Below are 15723 nucleotides of genomic sequence, written 5' to 3'. Positions count from 1 at the left end.
AACAGCTTCCAACCTCCTAAATATTACAATTCTACTTTTGCAACTGCTGTTTTAGCTGCAAGAGAACCTGTTTGTTCTAACTTAACTGATTTGATCGCATCACCATTTGTGAATACAACCACAGTTGTAGTTTCACGACCAGCTTCACGAATAGCACCCAAGTCTGCTGTGACAAGAAGATCACCAGCAGCAACCTGTTGTCCTTCAGTAACACGAACTGTAAATGGTTTTCCTTCAAGACTTACTGTGTCCAAACCAATGTGAACAAGTACTTCAAGTCCTGACTCAGTCACAAGACCAAGAGCGTGTTTAGTTGGGAAGATACTTGATACAGTACCTGATACTGGAGATACAATGTTTCCGTTTGCTGGTTCCACTGCAAATCCGTCACCCATCATTTTTTGTGCGAATACAGGATCCTTAACTTGGTCCAATTCAATCACTTGACCGTCAGCAACTGAGTAAACTTCTTCAGTCACACCTTTATATACAACAGCATCTTTTTGAGCTGCTGCCATTTGACTTGGAAGAGTTTCAGGAATTACTTCACCTGAGTCAAGAAGGTCTTGAATATCTGATTTCAAAACGTCAGCTTTAGGTCCGTAGATAGCTTGGACACCTTGTCCTTTCATGACAAGTCCCATAGCTCCTTCAGCTTTCCATTGTTCTTCTGTTCCGACTTTTTCAGCGTCTTTTACAGTTACACGAAGACGAGTCATACATGCGTCCACATCGACGATGTTAGCGCGTCCACCAAGAAGGTTGATGATGTTAACAGCTTGAGAAGCTTCTGCTACTTTTGACTCACCAGCAGCTTCAGATTCTGATGAACCTTCGGCATTTTCATAGTTTCCGTTACGTCCTGGAGTCGCATAGTTGAATTTTTGAATCATGAAGTTAGCAATGAAGTACATGATAACTGCAAATAGTGCTGTTACCCAGATAAAGTTAATGATGTCCATACCAAGACCAGCATTGATTGCTAGTGGAGTACGAGTCAAGAATTCGATTGAACCGAATGAGTGCACACGAAGGTGAACAATATCAGCCATAGCAAAGGCAGCACCTTGAACAACAGAATAAACAAGATAAAGAGGTGTTGCAACAAACATGAACATGTATTCGATTGGCTCAGTAACCCCTGTCAAGAAAGTTGCAAGAGCTGTTGCAATCATCATTCCTTTGTATTGGTGTTTCTTGTCTGCTTCAACATTACGGTAAATAGCAGCAGCCACACCCATCAAAATACCGAATGATCCAATCATTTGTCCAACTTTGAAACGAGCTGGATGAACTGTATCTAGCAATGTTTGGTATTGGCTAGCATCAGTACCTTTTAGGTTAACAAGGTCTGTTACCCATGCAAGCCAAAGTGGATCTTGTCCAAATACTTGAGTGCCTTTTGCTGCACCAGTTAAAATATCGTAAGTACCACCAAGAGCTGTATAGTTCATTGGGATAGTCAACATATGGTGAAGACCAAATGGCAAGAGCAAGCGTTCCAAAGTACCATACAAGAATGGTGCAAGAACTGGTGCTGTTTCTTGTGAATTGGCAATCCAGATACCGAAGTTGTTGATACCTGTCTGAATAAGTGGCCAGAAAGCTGAAAGAAGAATTGCAGCGATTGCTGAGCGAAGAATAACTACAAATGGTACAAAACGTTTTCCGTTAAAGAATGAAAGTGCATCAGGAAGTTTACGGAAGTTGTAGTATTTGTTAAAAGCAGTCGCTCCAACAAAACCTGAGATAATCCCTACAAATACACCCATGTTAAGGGCTGGCGCCTCAAGTACACTAATGAAGTAATCAGAAACTTTGATAGAGTTACCAAAGAGTGTTGATACCATTGCGTTAGGATCCTTCAACATATCCCCTGATACACCGAAGATTGTACCAGTGATACGGTTAATAAGGATAAATGCAAGACCAGCCGCAAAAGCACCGCCTGCGCGTTCCTTAGCCCAGCTTCCTCCAATAGCAAGGGCAAACAAAATATGAAGGTTACCGATAACTCCCCAACCGATTTGCTCTAGTACGCCACCAGTAATAACTAGGGGAGCAAGGTTTGGGTCAATCATTGCAAGTGACTTACCGATTGAAATCATCAATCCAGCCGCTGGCATAACAGCGATAACCACCATTAGAGCCTTACCGAATTTCTGCCAAAATTCGAAAGACAAGACATTTTTGAATGTATCTTTCATCATTCAAATCTCCTTTATATTTATTCGGCAAACGTTTTACGAAAACGTTTGCACTTGTTTGTGACTTAATTATACCACTTTTTATTTTTTTGTAAAGTCTTTTTTAAAAGAATTTTTTTTGTTTTATCATTTCGATATCCCTCACTCATTTGCTAACTTTGAGTTTACTAGTGTTTTCTGATATAATATTAGCTATGAAATCCTATAATACCTTGAATGATTACTATCGAATACTTTTTGGAGAAAAAACTTTTAAAGTTCCTATTGATGCTGGCTTTGACTGTCCAAACCGTGATGGAACTGTAGCACATGGGGGCTGTACTTTTTGTACGGTTTCTGGTTCTGGAGATGCAATCGTTGCTCCTGATGCACCTATCAGCGAGCAATTTTATAAGGAAATTGACTTTATGCATCGTAAATGGCCTGAAGTTAAAAAATATTTGGTTTACTTCCAAAATTTTACCAATACCCATGAAAAACTGGAAGTGATTCGCGAACGCTATGAACAAGCTATCAACGAACCTGGGGTTGTCGGTATCAATATCGGTACTCGTCCAGACTGTCTACCCGATGAGACTATCGAATACTTGGCAGAATTATCAGAGCGAATGCATGTTACCGTAGAGTTAGGCTTACAAACAACATATGAAGCCACTTCTGAATTGATTAACCGTGCCCACTCCTATGAACTCTATGTGGAGACAGTTAAACGCTTAAGGAAATATCCCAAGATTGAAATTGTTGCCCATTTGATTAATGGCTTGCCAGGGGAAACTCATGACATGATGGTGGAAAATGTTCGTCGCTGTGTGACGGATAATGATATTCAAGGGATTAAACTTCACCTACTTCACCTCATGACCAATACTCGGATGCAACGTGATTATCATGAAGGTCGTTTGCAGCTCATGAGTCAGGATGAATATGTCAAGGTCATCTGTGATCAGCTAGAAATCATTCCCAAACATATAGTTATCCATCGGATTACGGGTGATGCGCCTAGAGATATGCTGATTGGTCCTATGTGGAGTCTCAATAAATGGGAAGTTCTAAATAGCATAGAAGCTGAAATGAGACGTCGAGGTAGTGTCCAAGGATGCAAGGCTATAAAACAGGAGTTTATGAATGAAAAAACCACTTGAAATGGCACATGATTTTCTTGCACAAGTCATCACAAAAGATGATGTTGTTGTAGATGCAACAATGGGAAATGGACATGATACACTTTTCCTTGCCAAATTGGCTAAACAAGTCTACGCTTTTGATATACAAGAACAAGCTCTTGAAAAAACAAGTCAACGTCTACAAGAAGCTGGTTTGACCAATGTAGAGTTACTTCTACAAGGTCACGAAACCGTGAATCAGTTTGCAACTGAAGTGAAAGCAGCCATCTTTAATCTAGGTTATCTTCCTTCTGCCGATAAGTCTATTATTACTAAACCTCACACAACCATTGAGGCACTTGAAAAACTCTGTCAGATGCTCGTTAAAGGCGGACGAATAGCCATCATGATTTATTACGGACATGACGGCGGAGATATAGAACGGGATGCAGTTATGGATTATGTTAGTCAGTTACCGCAACAAAAATATACTGCTACTATCTATCGCACCCTCAACCAAATTAACAATCCACCATTTTTAGTTATGATTGAAAAATTAGAAAGGTATCGACATGGATAAACAATACCTAAAAGATAAAATCGAAGCTCTTCGTCACAACTTTGTCGAGTCAACCCAACATGAACGTGCAGTTGGTATTTTGGATGAAGCACATATGAGTAAAAAAATGCTAAAAATCAAGAAGAAAATGATTTCACTTGAAATGGAGCGTTGTCAGAAAAAAATAGAACATAAGGACTGCTCAAAGATTGATCAAAAAATCCAAGAACAAAAGGAACTTTTTGAAAATTGTCGTAAACAAAAATAGGGAGGTGGAAAATGAATTTACTTTTTTATCTCTTGGTATTTTTACTAGTTCTTATTGTTTCTAGTACGACCAATAAGCTTCTGCCCTTTTTACCCATGCCTCTGATTCAAATTTTGTTAGGGATTGGAATTGGACTTTGTTTACCCAACAACCAATATCATTTAGATACTGAGTTGTTTCTAGCTTTAGTCATTGGCCCACTACTATTCCGAGAGGCTCAAGAAGCAGACATTACTTCTATCCTAAAACACTGGCGGATTGTCCTCTACTTGATTTTCCCAGTTATCTTTATCTCAGCGCTGAGCATGGGGGGACTCGCTCATGTCCTTTGGGCTAGCCTACCATTAGCCGCCTGTGTAGCAGTTGGTGCTGCTTTAGGGCCTACAGACCTAGTAGCCTTCGCATCCCTTTCTCAACGCTTTTCCTTCCCAAAGCGGGTTTCTAATATCCTAAAAGGAGAAGGTCTTCTGAATGATGCTTCTGGGCTAGTAGCCTTTCGTATGGCTCTCATCGCTTGGACAACAGGAACATTCTCCCTTACCCAAGCCGGAACCTCATTAGCCATTTCCATCGTTGGAGGGGTTGCAGTCGGCTTTATAACAGCCCTAATCAATCGCTTCCTTCATACCTTTCTACTCAGTGTCCGTGCAACAGATATCGCGAGTGAGCTCTTATTGGAACTTAGTTTACCTCTCTTGACTTTTTTCATAGCCGAAGAAATTCATGTTTCAGGCATCATCGCCGTTGTTGTTGCTGGGATTCTGAAAGCCAGTCGTTTCAAGAAAATAAATCTCCTTGAAGCACAAGTTGATACAGTTACTGAGACTGTTTGGCAGACTGTAACCTTTATGCTCAATGGTTCAGTATTTGTCATTCTTGGGATGGAACTGGAAATGATTGCGGAACCAATTCTTAAGAGTGCTTTCTACAACAAAGTTCTTCTCTTACTCAGCGTTTTCCTCTTGACCTTCCTGCTTTTTGCTATCCGCTTTGTCATGATCTATGGATTTTACGCATTTCGGATTAAGAAGCTTCATAAAAGTTTGGACAAATATGTCAAAGACATGCTCCTCCTTACCTTTTCTGGTGTGAAGGGAACTGTATCCATTGCCACTATCCTTTTGATACCGTCTAATCTGGAACAAGAATATCCTCTTCTTCTCTTCCTCGTAGCTGGTGTAACCCTGGTAAGTTTCCTGACGGGATTACTGGTACTCCCACACCTTTCTGAAGAGAAAGAACCATCTAAGGATCAGCTCATGCACATCGCTATCTTAAACGATGTCGCCATGGAATTAGAGAAGGATTTAGAGAACACAAAAAACAAGGTTCCACTCTATGCGGCTATTGACAATTATCATGGACGTATTGAAAATCTTATTCTTAGTCAAGAAAACAAAGAAATTCAGGAGGACTGGGAAGCTCTTAAACTCTTGATTCTCAGTGTTGAAAGCGATGGCTTGGAACAAGCCTATGAAGAAGGAAAGATTGGAGATCGTGCTTATCGTGTCTACCAACGCTACTTGAAAAGCATGGAGAAAAATATTAAGCGAAACTTTGCTTCTCGACTAACTTACTACTTCCTTGTCTCCATACGCATTCTTCGTTTTCTACTTCATGAATTGCTCACATTTGGGAAAACATTCCGCTCGTGGAAAGACAAGGAAAAACAGCGACTTCTTGCCATTGATTATGACCAGATTGCTGAACTCTACCTAGCCAACACTGAAATTATTATCGAGAGTTTGGAAAACCTCAAAGGGATTTATAAGAGTTCTTTAATCAGCTTCATGCAGGAATCTCGTCTTCGCGAAACCAGTCATATTACGAGTGGTGCCTTTGTGGAACGAGTTATCAATCGTATCAAACCCAATAACATTGATGAAATGCTTAGAGGTTATTACCTTGAACGTAAGTGTATCTTTGAATACGAAGCTCAAAAACTCATCTCAGCTCAATATGCCAAAAAGCTACGCCAAAATGTCAATAATTTAGAAACTTATTCCTTAAAAGAATCTGCTAATACCTTACCTTATGATATGATGGAATTAGTCCGAAGAAATTAAAGTCTATAGAAAACAAGAGAAAAACTGGAGGATTGTAACATGAAAAAGTTGTGGAAACAGCTGACTGATAGACCCTTATTAAAAGCTTTTTTGCACTACTACCAAGCCTCCGATAGTGAGTTAACTAGCGTTGCTGTTGCCTACTATTGGTTGATTTCAATCTTCCCTTTACTCATGATAGTGGTCAATATCTTACCCTACTTTCAAATTCCCATCTCAAACTTTCTATTAACAATCAAGGAATTTTTACCAGATACAATCTATGAAGTTGTTGCAAAAATTGTCAGAGAAGTTCTGACTCAACCATCAACAGGTTTACTAAGTTTTGCGATCTTATCAGCTCTTTGGACTTTCTCCAAATCCATGAATTTTCTTCAGAAAGCCTTTAATAAAGCCTATGGAGTTGCAAAAAATAGAGGAATTATCTCACATCAGCTGATGAGTCTCTTAGTTAGCTTCGGACTTCAAATTCTCTTTGCGATTACTTTATTCCTCAGTATGTTTGGCCATATGCTAATGGATTTACTAAAAAACTACTGGAAATCCGAGAGTGCTCTGTTTTCTTATCTACAAGATTTTACAGGTCCGCTGATCTATGCCTTTCTTTTTGCAATCGTAATCATGCTCTATTATTTCCTACCAAATGTTAAAGTAAGTAGGATTCGCTACATCATACCTGGAAGTCTCTTTGTACTAATTACGACGATTGCTTTATTAAACATCTTTGCAGCTTATTTCAACAATTATGTCAATTATCTCGTTGACGTCAGATTTTTCAGTTCAATCGTCGTCGTTGTTATGATGTTCTGGTTCATTATCATTGCCAAGATATTAATTATCGGTGCTGTCCTCAATGCCAGCGTTCAAAGTTTGAAGGATCCAGACTTTAAAGCAAATCAATAAGATTTCACCGATTTTACAAATCAATCCCCCAGTCATTTAATACTGGGGGATTTTTGAATTTCCTACTTTATTGTTCACTCGTTAGGGCTTGCAATTCTGTTTTTAGATACTGAGCCAAATGTTGGTGAGCAAAAATATTGGCAATTTTTTCTGCGGTAGGATTGTAATTGGTGTTGGTATTTACATCATAAACATAAATATCACCACTCTCTGATTGAACCCATTCAATCGCCGCAACTTCAATCTGAGCATTTTTCAAGAAATTCTCATAAGCTTCTCTTCGGTCATCTGGTAGAGGTTCTGTAATCTGGAATTTTTCAGACGTTTCTAGTTGCTCTGGTCTCTTGCCGATTTGGCAACCATCTGCTGGACACAGTTGGAATCCATCTGAAGAATCAATCGAAACAGTATAGAGAAACTTCTGATTGATAAACTCTGAACGACGGATACGTCCATCACTTGGTTTGATGTAAGCTTGTAACAAGGTAATCCCGTCCACTGAAGGTTCAAAGAGAGGGCTATTAACATAAGCTGCCAGTTCCTCTTCATTTTGGAAGAGTTGAACGCCTAATCCCTTACCTGCTCGATTGTGCTTGGTAATCAAAGGATAAATGTTTAATTTTCTTGCTGCTTCAATGATGTTTTCTTGCCCTAAAACCGCAACTGTTGCAGGAGTCTCGATACCAGATTCGTTTAACTTCAAATATTGTTTGACTTTACTAATTTCAAGGTTGATAGCACCGGTACCATTCACAACTTTGCGTCCGTGTGCTTCTAACCAAGTAATCACTTGCTCTGTAAATTCTGGCGCATAACGATGTCCTCTTGTGTGAGAAGAGGCAGACATACGATTGTAAAAGATACCTTGTGGCGGTGGGCTTTGCAAATCTAAAATCCCACTAGACAAATCCCATAGTTCATAAGGGACTTCTAATTCTTCCAACCATTTGACCAAATGCTGGGTCCATTCTAGATTCTCATGTATCACATAAACTTTTGCTTCACTCATTACTTATAAACTCCTTAAGAAAAGCTGACTGATAATTGGCTTTCCTTTTCTTCCTCTAAAATATATCCTTCTGTTTTTTCGATAACGCTGACTGTTAAGATTTGACCCAAAACATTGATCATGGTACGGCCTGCATTGACAAAGAAATCAACTGCAAAAATCAAGGCCACTCCTTCAACTGGCAAGCCCAATTGAGGTGCTGCAGCTAATAAAACTACGATAGCTCCTGATGGCACAGTTGCTGCAGTTTTTCCAATCAAGGTCAAGAGTAAAACAGTAAACAAAAGACTTGATAAAGAAAATTGAATTCCATAGGCGTGGGCGATAAAAATTGTCGCTACTGAGAAATAAACCGCTGCTCCTTCTAAGTTAAAAGTATATCCTAAAGGAACAACTAAATCAATTGTATGCTCGTCATGCCCCTGTTTTTTCAAATCTTTAAGTAGTGATGGCAAAACCACACTAGAACTTCCAGTAACAAAAGCCAAAGTCAAGAGACTCCAATTTTCACGAAAGGCTGATAAATACGGTACTTTAAAGAAGAAAGCAATCAATGGGAAAATAAGGAGAACTAAAACAGCATAAGCCAGATAAGTTCCAATTACAAACTGACCAAGCCCAATCAACTTGTCGACACCCGTAGTTGCAACATCTTTAGCGATAAATCCAAAAATTCCAATCGGTGATAGTTTGATAATTACTGCAACAATCTTGTAAATGGCTTCAATCCAGATTTGGAAACCTTCTATAATCTTCTGAGATTTATCAGTCTTAAGATTCCCAATTCCGTAACCAAGAAAGATGGCAAAAACGATAATTGGCAAGAGGGCACCTTCTGAAAGTGACTTGACGATATTTGATGGAATAAAACCAAGCAAAAATTCGCTAAACTTGACATTGTTAGCAATCCCATCAAGGTTTCCACCAGTTTGACCGATATTCACTCCTTGACCAAATCCTAGATAGTAACTAGCAAATACAAACAAAAGAGTAATGGCAGTTGTTACGGCAAAAAAGTAAACCAAACTCTTGGTCAAGATTTTTCCGAAAGATTTTTTTCCGATAACTCCAGCTACTGCAACAACGATGGTTGGGAAGATTAGCGGAATGATAACCATATTGATCAATTTAATAAAGGCTTGACCTAAAAATTGATAAAAGCCTGCAAATTGTGGCCAGATAAGGGCAGCGATAACACCCAAGACCAAAGCCACCAATAATTGAATACCTAGTGAGAGTTTTGACCATAAAGTAACTAATTTCATAAGAAACTCCTTTGTTTTATTTGCTACTCATTCTACTACGATTCTTCACTTCTGACTAATATATATTTTCTATGGTGAACATAAAAAAGATTTATATTGAGGACTCAAACTATCATTGTATCGAACACATGATTTATTCTGATCAAGCAGGAATTATAAAATCTGTTTCTTACCAATGATTTTTTGCTAAAACAGTGATAAATCAAGGAATTTACTTTTCTATTCTCTAAATTTTATGATACAATAATGGTATGATTTTAATGAAACTTGCTTCCATCTTGCTTTTGGTACTAACCTTAGCTCTGGCGATTATTTTAAGCAGACTCTTTAAGTTAAAAAAAAGGGGCATCAATGCTGCTGATTTAGCTTTTCCTTTTCTAATTTTTGAATACTATTTGATTACGGCTAAGATGTTCACACACAATCAACTTCCAGTATTGGGAACGGCCTTATCAATACTAGCAATTGTGTTAGTCTTTTTCTTCTTAAATAAAAAACGTAGTTTTTATTATCCAAAATTTATTAAATTCTTTTGGCGAGCTGGATTTTTACTAACACTGCTCATCTATATCATCATGATTGTTCAAATTTTCGTGATGAAATAGTCAACTATTACAATATAGCCCACCAACACCTCGATCTTGCTTTCTAGATATTCCTAAGAGGGGCTTTTCTAATGAGATTTTAAAAAAGATTATAAAAAATGTATAGGAGATTAATCAAGTGAAAAAAACGCTCTTGGCAAGCGCCATTACGCTTTCAGTTTTTGGTCTAACAACCAACCTTAGCTATGCTGAGGAAAACAAAGTACAGTCAACCCCAGTAGAAACAACACATAGTGAAACCGCTACTGACAAAGTAGAGAAAAATAGTCTTCCTGCCAAGGAAGCTGAACCTTCAACTGAAGCAAATGCCAATCAAACGACAAATCCAACTAAGAAAGAAGAAGACAAGGCACCAGAAGTTCAAAAAGAAGGTTGGGTATTAGAGGAAAATATCTGGCGCTTCTATGAAAATAATGCCCCTGTTCTTAACTGGAAAAAAATCCACGGAAAATGGTACTACTTCAACAAAGATGGCATCATGTTGAGCGATACTATTTTTGACGGATATATCCTTACTAGTAGCGGGGCCATGGTCGATTCTGGTTGGAGTAAACTCCAAGAAAAATGGTATTACGCTAACGCTTATGGAAAAATTTCTCAACAAAAATGGGAAAAGATCGGTGGTGTCTGGTACTATTTTGATCAAGACGGTGTCATGCTCAGCAACACGATTTTTGACGACTATCTGTTTACTAATAGTGGTGCCATGGCTGAGAGTTCTTGGGTAAAACAAGATGGACAATGGTACTATGCCCCTGCTTCTGGTAAATTAATCAAAAATAAGTGGGACAAAATTAGTGGTACCTGGTACTATTTTAACAAAGACGCCACTATGGCAAACAACCAATGGCAAGGTAGCTACTACCTAAAAGGTAGCGGTGCTATGGCTGAAAAAGAATGGATTTTCGATAAAAACTATGATAGTTGGTTCTACTTGAAATCTGGTGGAACCTATGCAGAGCGTCAATGGATCGGATCCTACTACCTCAAGGCAGGTGGCTACATGGCTAAGAGCGAATGGATTGACGATGGTTACTATAAAGCTCGCTACTATGTAGATGAAAATGGAGTCTATGTTACAGGTACCTATAAAATTAATGGGAAAGACCAGCAATTTCAAAGTGATGGAAAATGGCTTGGAGAAGCTTCTACAAGCCACGGGTTTGAAAAGGGGAAATATAACAATATCATCTTCCTAGATCCAGGCCATGGTGGTAAAGATCCTGGAGCATCTTATTATAACATCACCGAAAAAGAACTGAACATGCAAGTTTACCAAAAGCTACGCAAGGAGCTTGAAGGACTCGGCTATACTGTTCTTTCTTCAAGAGACAGTGATGTCTTTGTAGACTTTGTCACCGAACGTTCAAGAATGGTTAATAAGACTGACTCAGATATCTTTATTAGTATTCACTTCAATGCTAGTGGTAATCCAGCTTCAAACAGAGCTGGAATCCAGACTTATTCTTATGAAGAAGCTGCTGGTTATCCTTCTAAGATCAATCCTTACTGGCATAACCACCCTGACAGAATCAGTGAAAGCAATCGCCTCGCGGCAGATATCCACTCTTCACTATTAGCTGAAACTGGTGCTAAGGATGCAGGTCGTCTACGAAGTAGTTTTGCTGTCCTTCGAGAAACTAATAAACCAGCCGTTCTATTGGAATTGGGATATATTGACAATTTCAATGAGAATCAACAAGTCCGCAGTGATGCCTACCAAAACAGATTGGTTGCAGGTATTGTAAAAGGGATTCAAAAATATTACGCAGGTCAATAAAGAAAAAATCTCGAGAAAATCTCGAGATTTTTTTGTATTATTTTTCTTACTTATTGGCTTCAGGAAAAAGAAATCCAATTCCAACGCAAGCCAAGACTCCAGCACCGATAACCAAACCGCTTGAAAGTGGCAAGATATCAAGAATGGCATTGGCGATGATAAAGGCAATAATCAAGCTCATGAGACTGGCCTTGTAATCTTTTTTCACCAAATTCTCAAGGGTAAAAAATAGGAATAAACCTACTGGAAAGAGGGCCCAGATATTGACATCCAAACTTGGCCATCCAACAAAACCAAAATACAAAACTGCTACTGCAACGACTAAAAATCCGATACCTACTACTTTTTTCATGATACGACCTCATTTTCTATTTTGTTAGGAAGTTTTATCTCCCTTTAACAATTACAACTATAACAGAAATAAAAATCGCAAACAATAGCTTTTGTCTATGTGGCAGATATGATAGACTATGTGGTCAGAATTTTTCTAAAAAAGAAGCCATTGCTGGCTTCTTTTCATTCATTTTTCATTTTTCTTTAGACTCTAAAGCTGATTTGATGGCATCACGATCAGCTTTCAATTTCGCTAAATTCTTCTCTTCTGATTCTAATTGGCTCGTATCTGGTTTAACGCGATAGTAAACATTTTCTGGATGCATCAACATTCCTTCATATTGTTGTCCTGCAAAGAGTCTATCCTCAGTGTGATTGGAATTGTCTGTTATTTTACCATCACCACCAGGTTCCATGACAACACCACTTGGTACAACGACTACCACAAACCCTCCCGCCTGAGAACCTTTTGCCCAAGCACCAAGGGCTACTGTTTCTGGGTTGCGATCATTCTGACTTTTTGATACTTTCAATTCAACAATAGACTCATGCTTTTGATCATTGTATATCAAAGAAGATTGGACTTCCCCTGAATCATTAATGATATATTCATTACCAGACTGTGTCCGCCAAGTACCCTCTAAACTTGATAAATCATTATTTCTGAGGGCTTCAATATCTAATTTGGGAACAAAAACTTCTTTTTTTAATTGACTAACATGCTGCTCCGCTTCTGAGATCTTGGTATCCAAATCAGCCAATTGCTCCTTTAGCTTTTGAATTTTCTCTTCCTTTACCTTATCCTTATCCTTATCATCCTCTTTCCCCTGACTTTTTGTCGTCTCTTCAGTCTTAGATGAGGAAGAAATTTGATTTGCTTCTTGCTTGAGATTAGGTGAATTTAAAAAGATGCTAGCAACAATGATTATAACTAGAGCTGTTATGGCAAGACCGATATACATTTTTATATTATTAATTGTAGAAAGGGTTTCTGCCAATTTCGATGCAGTTGCTTTTCGACCGTGAGTCTTATCTACTTGTTTTATCCGTTCTTTCTTTTTCATGATACTCCTCCTCATTTTAATATTTGTTGATAATTCTAATCAGCTATTGCAGTTTTACTCTTTCTGATGCTAATCTATACTATAATATTTGTATAAAGGTAATCTATCACATAGATTATACCACTCTTCAAATACAGATAAAAATTTTATAGAAACTTTTTTGGATATTACTAAAGAGTAAATCAACCTAATCTACTTTATTCAATATTCCCTTTTTGGTCAAAATTTGGTCAAAAAAATTAAAAATGCTAAATTATTTTTAACAATGAACTTGAGAAAATTGCCTTCAAATAAACATTTTGAATTTTCTTTGTCTTTCTTTACATTACTAAAAATGCCGATTGCAGGGATCGAACCTGTGACCTTCGCGTTACGAATGCGGTGCTCTACCAACTGAGCTAAATCGGCGATTCCACTTATAGTATAGCACTATAAGAAAGGATGTCAAGGGATTCTTAACCCATCTTTTTAATCAAAATCTGACAAGGATTTTGAGGCCCCCAAAGTTGTGGAAAAATCTCTAATTTTTTAAAGCCAAGACTGCGATAAAAGACATTTGTTCGATCATAATCTTTATTAGAGCCTTCTGCTACTGTTTTCACTTGTAAATAATCAACGTTTTTGCGTGCTTCATTTTCTAAAGTAGCAAGCAATTGACTCCCAATTCCTCTACCTTGATGAGCTTTTTTTACACCGAGACAATCAATCTCTGCACAATCTTCACTGGAATAGGACAAGCTCACAAAGCCAAGCAAATCACTCTCCTGAAAGGCGGCCCACACTTGCAGGTCCTTGGCTCCTTCGATGTAGGCTTGCGTGCTTTCTGGTATTCCAAACCATTCTGGCAAATCCTTTAAAATCTCAGCGACAACTGCCTTTTTTTGATCTTCATACTTGACTTCTTTAATTACAAACATCATAAGTTCCTTTCTTGATTTTAGTCCTACTTTAGCTCTTACGAACCAGCACTTTCGTAGGCATCTAACCCCCTGTTCCAAAGTTTTAGAGAGATGCAAAAGAAGATAAGAGAAATCAGAATCAAACCACCAATATTAAAGAGTCCATCCTTGTCCTGCAAGAAATAGCTGGCAGGATAGTAGGCCGTAAAGGCGAAAGGAACGATAAAGCTAATCAACCATCGAAGAAATGAATTGTAAATGGAAATCGGGTACTTGGCAAAGTCATTAAACATATAGAAAATGTAAATCATAGCGCCTGACTGCTTGGTCCAAAAAGCAATACTGGCTGTTGCAATTTTCAAGGAAGTATAAATCAAGGTCGCAAAAGGAATACAAACTAGAAAAATCAGGAATTTGGGAAGAGTCCAAGCAATGCTAGTCGCCGTTGTTGCTAGTAAGATTCCACCGACCAAAAGTTCACCCAAGGCATCAATCTGAAAGGTCTCAACGAGGATGTGAAAGAGAGGATTGATAGGACGAGTCAGATACTTGTCAAACTCCCCTTTTCGAACTAGTCGTTGACCTAAAGCCCAGAGATTGTCAAAAAAGAGATGATCTAATCCCTTTGGAATTAAGGAAAATCCATAGATAAAGGCAATCTCTTGAAAGGTCCAACCTTCTAGCGAGGGGATGTGTTGAAAGAGTACATTAAGAAACAAGAGGTTCAGGCCTTGAGTCAGAAAGACTCCCAAGACACCTACCACAAAATCCACCTTGTATTCCATGATTTGCTTGATGTACTGTCTGATAAAAATCAGATGCATGCGTTGATATTTTTTCATCCTAACCTCCCTGAATGGTGATAAATGTCTGGACTCGTTTCCAAATCAACTGAGACAAGCCCACCATCACTATAAGCCAGAAAAACTGAAGCAAAAGTGCTTGAAGAATCTGACTGGTATCGTATTTCCCAAGAATAATCATGACCGGAGTGTAAATTAAGGATGAAAAAGGCAAGAAGGAGAGAATATCTGAAACCACCTTTGGAAAAAAAGCCAAGGGAATTAAACTTCCAGACATAAAGGATACTAGTGAAGCCTTAAATACTTGAGAACCCCATAAATTTTTAAATACAAAGGCTGAAAATCCAAAACAGATATTAAAGAAAAAGTTAATCAGATAAGCCAGAGTTAAGCTAAAGAGATAAAGGACAGTTAATCCTAGCACCTCTAGAATCCCTTGCCCAGATAAGATTTTTATTAAAACAATGACACTTAAAAATGGTAGGCCAACAGAGATAAAAATCAACCACTTGGAACCAAGCTCTGTGAAAAGATAAGAGGCCGCAAAATGTACTGGTCTCAGCAAACGCATGATAATAGAGCCATCTTTTACCTCATCACCTATCATAAAGGAGCTATCTGACTCAGTTAATAAATTAGTCACAAAACTCATGATGATGTAAAGGGTGATATCTGCCATACTGAAGCCCTGAATCAAAGGCTCCTGGGAGGAATCAAAGACAGCCTTCCAGAGATAAAAGGCCACAAAAGCCCCCATGACATCACCAATCCGATAGAGAATAAAGTTGACTCGATAAGTAATCAACTCCTGAATCCCTGCATTGATAAAGGGTTTATAACGTCTCCACAATTTGACCAT

The 15723-nt window shown here is 38.3% G+C and carries 15 protein-coding genes and 1 tRNA gene; 7 read left to right on the top strand and 9 right to left on the bottom strand.

Translation table 11 applies throughout. The features are described 5' to 3' along the window. Nucleotides 1–23: 23 nt before the first annotated feature. Nucleotides 24–2210, bottom strand: a complete 2187-nt coding sequence (locus QM911_RS00185; protein WP_414312726.1) for a PTS transporter subunit IIBC — start codon at nucleotides 2208–2210, stop codon at nucleotides 24–26. Nucleotides 2211–2401: 191 nt separating this feature from the next. Between QM911_RS00185 and QM911_RS00180 the strand changes: the two genes are divergently transcribed. From QM911_RS00180 to QM911_RS00160, 5 genes are read left to right on the top strand one after another with little or no spacing between them, the layout of a single operon-like run. Then, nucleotides 2402–3349, top strand: a complete 948-nt coding sequence (locus QM911_RS00180) for a TIGR01212 family radical SAM protein (RefSeq protein WP_414312725.1) — start codon at nucleotides 2402–2404, stop codon at nucleotides 3347–3349. Then, complete coding sequence (locus tag QM911_RS00175) at nucleotides 3333–3890, top strand: class I SAM-dependent methyltransferase (RefSeq protein WP_414312724.1); 558 nt, start codon at nucleotides 3333–3335, stop codon at nucleotides 3888–3890. Before QM911_RS00180 ends, QM911_RS00175 begins: the two co-directional genes overlap by 17 nt. Further along, on the top strand, nucleotides 3883–4137 hold the full coding sequence (locus tag QM911_RS00170; protein ID WP_006148185.1) for a hypothetical protein: 255 nt from the start codon (nucleotides 3883–3885) through the stop codon (nucleotides 4135–4137). The genes QM911_RS00175 and QM911_RS00170 overlap by 8 nt, the downstream gene beginning before the upstream one ends. Before the next feature lie 11 nt (nucleotides 4138–4148). Further along, nucleotides 4149–6203 (top strand): cation:proton antiporter, encoded by a 2055-nt coding sequence (locus QM911_RS00165; protein WP_414312723.1) that lies wholly within the window; start codon nucleotides 4149–4151, stop codon nucleotides 6201–6203. Nucleotides 6204–6242: 39 nt separating this feature from the next. Continuing rightward, nucleotides 6243–7106, top strand: a complete 864-nt coding sequence (locus QM911_RS00160; RefSeq protein WP_414312722.1) for a YihY/virulence factor BrkB family protein — start codon at nucleotides 6243–6245, stop codon at nucleotides 7104–7106. Between the two features lie 67 nt (nucleotides 7107–7173). On the opposite strand, the gene QM911_RS00155 is transcribed toward QM911_RS00160, so the two are convergent. Then, nucleotides 7174–8115 carry an ATP-grasp domain-containing protein gene (locus QM911_RS00155; protein ID WP_414312721.1) on the bottom strand — a complete coding sequence of 314 codons (942 nt, stop codon included), beginning with the start codon at nucleotides 8113–8115 and terminating at the stop codon, nucleotides 7174–7176. A gap of 14 nt (nucleotides 8116–8129) precedes the next feature. Next, a complete protein-coding gene (locus tag QM911_RS00150) occupies nucleotides 8130–9380 on the bottom strand; it encodes a dicarboxylate/amino acid:cation symporter (RefSeq protein WP_414312720.1) in 1251 nt (416 codons plus the stop codon). A gap of 251 nt (nucleotides 9381–9631) precedes the next feature. On the opposite strand from QM911_RS00150, the gene QM911_RS00145 reads away from it, so the two are divergent. Together QM911_RS00145 and QM911_RS00140 are read left to right on the top strand one after the other, a co-directional pair. Next, complete coding sequence (locus tag QM911_RS00145; RefSeq protein ID WP_060955976.1) at nucleotides 9632–9985, top strand: DUF3397 domain-containing protein; 354 nt, start codon at nucleotides 9632–9634, stop codon at nucleotides 9983–9985. Nucleotides 9986–10103: 118 nt separating this feature from the next. After that, nucleotides 10104–11765 (top strand): N-acetylmuramoyl-L-alanine amidase, encoded by a 1662-nt coding sequence (locus QM911_RS00140; RefSeq protein ID WP_414312719.1) that lies wholly within the window; start codon nucleotides 10104–10106, stop codon nucleotides 11763–11765. Between the two features lie 46 nt (nucleotides 11766–11811). On the opposite strand, the gene QM911_RS00135 is transcribed toward QM911_RS00140, so the two are convergent. From QM911_RS00135 to QM911_RS00110, 6 genes are all read right to left on the bottom strand, one after another. Further along, nucleotides 11812–12117, bottom strand: coding sequence for a hypothetical protein (locus QM911_RS00135; RefSeq protein WP_049504204.1), 306 nt, complete (start codon nucleotides 12115–12117; stop codon nucleotides 11812–11814). A 175-nt stretch (nucleotides 12118–12292) separates the two neighbouring features. Further along, nucleotides 12293–13162 (bottom strand): DUF6287 domain-containing protein, encoded by an 870-nt coding sequence (locus QM911_RS00130; RefSeq protein ID WP_414312718.1) that lies wholly within the window; start codon nucleotides 13160–13162, stop codon nucleotides 12293–12295. A gap of 335 nt (nucleotides 13163–13497) precedes the next feature. After that, nucleotides 13498–13570: transfer RNA gene (locus tag QM911_RS00125), tRNA-Thr, on the bottom strand. 47 nt (nucleotides 13571–13617) lie between these two features. Then, nucleotides 13618–14079, bottom strand: a complete 462-nt coding sequence (locus tag QM911_RS00120) for a GNAT family N-acetyltransferase (protein WP_414312820.1) — start codon at nucleotides 14077–14079, stop codon at nucleotides 13618–13620. A gap of 38 nt (nucleotides 14080–14117) precedes the next feature. After that, a complete protein-coding gene (locus QM911_RS00115) occupies nucleotides 14118–14903 on the bottom strand; it encodes an ABC transporter permease (RefSeq protein ID WP_414312717.1) in 786 nt (261 codons plus the stop codon). A gap of 1 nt (nucleotide 14904) precedes the next feature. After that, a complete protein-coding gene (locus tag QM911_RS00110; RefSeq protein ID WP_414282825.1) occupies nucleotides 14905–15723 on the bottom strand; it encodes an ABC transporter permease in 819 nt (272 codons plus the stop codon).

This window comes from Streptococcus infantis, from assembly GCF_047460825.1.
In the GTDB taxonomy this organism is placed as follows: Bacteria; Bacillota; Bacilli; order Lactobacillales; family Streptococcaceae; genus Streptococcus; species Streptococcus infantis_V.
Note: the sequence above shows the minus strand (reverse complement) of the source record. Positions and strands in the feature narration are given on the sequence as shown.

Coding starts and splice junctions, on each gene's coding strand:
- QM911_RS00185 (WP_414312726.1), bottom strand. CDS start 2,210: ATGATGAAAGATACATTCAAAAATGTCTTGTCTTTCGAATTTTGGCAG.
- QM911_RS00180 (WP_414312725.1), top strand. CDS start 2,402: ATGAAATCCTATAATACCTTGAATGATTACTATCGAATACTTTTTGGA.
- QM911_RS00175 (WP_414312724.1), top strand. CDS start 3,333: ATGAAAAAACCACTTGAAATGGCACATGATTTTCTTGCACAAGTCATC.
- QM911_RS00170 (WP_006148185.1), top strand. CDS start 3,883: ATGGATAAACAATACCTAAAAGATAAAATCGAAGCTCTTCGTCACAAC.
- QM911_RS00165 (WP_414312723.1), top strand. CDS start 4,149: ATGAATTTACTTTTTTATCTCTTGGTATTTTTACTAGTTCTTATTGTT.
- QM911_RS00160 (WP_414312722.1), top strand. CDS start 6,243: ATGAAAAAGTTGTGGAAACAGCTGACTGATAGACCCTTATTAAAAGCT.
- QM911_RS00155 (WP_414312721.1), bottom strand. CDS start 8,115: ATGAGTGAAGCAAAAGTTTATGTGATACATGAGAATCTAGAATGGACC.
- QM911_RS00150 (WP_414312720.1), bottom strand. CDS start 9,380: ATGAAATTAGTTACTTTATGGTCAAAACTCTCACTAGGTATTCAATTA.
- QM911_RS00145 (WP_060955976.1), top strand. CDS start 9,632: ATGATTTTAATGAAACTTGCTTCCATCTTGCTTTTGGTACTAACCTTA.
- QM911_RS00135 (WP_049504204.1), bottom strand. CDS start 12,117: ATGAAAAAAGTAGTAGGTATCGGATTTTTAGTCGTTGCAGTAGCAGTT.
- QM911_RS00130 (WP_414312718.1), bottom strand. CDS start 13,162: ATGAAAAAGAAAGAACGGATAAAACAAGTAGATAAGACTCACGGTCGA.
- QM911_RS00120 (WP_414312820.1), bottom strand. CDS start 14,079: ATGTTTGTAATTAAAGAAGTCAAGTATGAAGATCAAAAAAAGGCAGTT.
- QM911_RS00115 (WP_414312717.1), bottom strand. CDS start 14,903: ATGAAAAAATATCAACGCATGCATCTGATTTTTATCAGACAGTACATC.
- QM911_RS00110 (WP_414282825.1), bottom strand. CDS start 15,723: ATGGTCAAATTGTGGAGACGTTATAAACCCTTTATCAATGCAGGGATT.